The following is a 1,315-nucleotide window of genomic DNA, read 5'->3' on the forward strand; positions in this document are numbered from 1 at the left end:
TACATTCAACACTTTATTTGGAGTTCATCTACATCATTACCTATTTAAGATCATCTCCCGAGTGCGGCGATCTACGGTAACTATTTTTATTATGATACAGAAGAGGTTCAAAAGATAGTCGATACAGGAGAACACAGCCGTCAAATATCCCAATAAAAACATCCGTTACGTGCTATCGCAGATCCAGAAAATGAATTTAGAAATGCTCGAATCGTTCAACAGGGAGCACAAATACCGTAGCACCACCAACCTGTACTTCGACCGGAAGCGGTAAATAGGAATCTGTAGTACCACTCATTGGGGTTACCGGAGTGACCAGCTGCTCACGAACCTTACAGCTTGTGCGAATGACACTAAGCACGCTTTCAACCTGTGAATCGTCTACCCCAATCATAAAGGTGGTATTTCCCGCCTTCAGGAAGCCGCCTGTGCTGGCAAGTTTCGTTGCCCGAAAATTAGCTTTGACCAATGCGGCAGAGAGACGGTTGCTATCTTTATCCTGTACAATCGCAACAATCAATTTCATGGTAAACCCTCCTTGTTTAATTTGGACATCGTGTGCCCCTATCACTACTTATTTGACAAACAACCTCAAAAATCCTTTAATATCGCGTCTTCCAGGTGACGATTCATTTCCCGTTCGACCTGTGCCGGTGTCTTGGAAGCATCCACGATGCGAATTCGATCCGGATTACGCTCTGCTACCAGCAGATAGCCCTCCCTAACTTTCTCGTGAAATGTCAGGTTCTCCATATCCAGTCGATTCCATTCTCTTTCGGCATTCGCTGCAATCCGTGAAAGGCCAATCTTCGGCTCGATATCAAACAACAACGTCAAATCCGGCATCCGGGTATCGATGGCGAACTGATTGATGCTCCACACCTCTTCCATCCCCAATCCGCGTGCATATCCCTGGTAAACCAGGCTGCTGTCCACGAATCGGTCACAGAGCACGGTCAGTCCCTGCCTTAATGCCGGCTCCACCTTCTCCACAAGATGCTGTCGGCGGGCTGCCGCATATAATAATGCTTCGGTGCGTGCATCCATCGCGGTGTGCTCCGGATCCAGAATAATGGAGCGAATCTTCTCCGCAATCTCAATGCCCCCAGGCTCGCGGGTAATCAGATAAGGGATCGAATGATTCTGCATAAAGGCGGCGAGTCTGCCCATCATGGTCGTTTTACCGGATCCTTCTCCTCCTTCCAGGGTAATAAATAGTGGTCTGCGATTATTCATAAGTATCCTGCTTTCATCTTTTGTTGATCACGGATCTGGAAAGTTATATGTGTCGACTATCGGTATCAGTGTATACTTC

2 protein-coding genes are annotated in these 1,315 nt (G+C 47.2%); both read right to left on the minus strand.

All coding sequences use genetic code 11. From position 1 onward, the window contains the following. Positions 1-196: 196 nt before the first annotated feature. Positions 197-526, minus strand: coding sequence for a cyclic-di-AMP receptor (locus C3B52_RS35540; protein ID WP_006207400.1), 330 nt, complete (start codon positions 524-526; stop codon positions 197-199). A gap of 65 nt (positions 527-591) precedes the next feature. Further along, positions 592-1,236, minus strand: coding sequence for a dTMP kinase (tmk, locus tag C3B52_RS35545; protein ID WP_006207399.1), 645 nt, complete (start codon positions 1,234-1,236; stop codon positions 592-594). Positions 1,237-1,315 lie beyond the last annotated feature (79 nt).

It is taken from the genome of Brevibacillus reuszeri, from assembly GCF_002897295.1.
GTDB classification, from domain to species: Bacteria; Bacillota; Bacilli; order Brevibacillales; family Brevibacillaceae; genus Brevibacillus; species Brevibacillus reuszeri_A.

Coding starts and splice junctions, on each gene's coding strand:
- C3B52_RS35540 (WP_006207400.1), bottom strand. CDS start 526: ATGAAATTGATTGTTGCGATTGTACAGGATAAAGATAGCAACCGTCTC.
- tmk (WP_006207399.1), bottom strand. CDS start 1,236: ATGAATAATCGCAGACCACTATTTATTACCCTGGAAGGAGGAGAAGGA.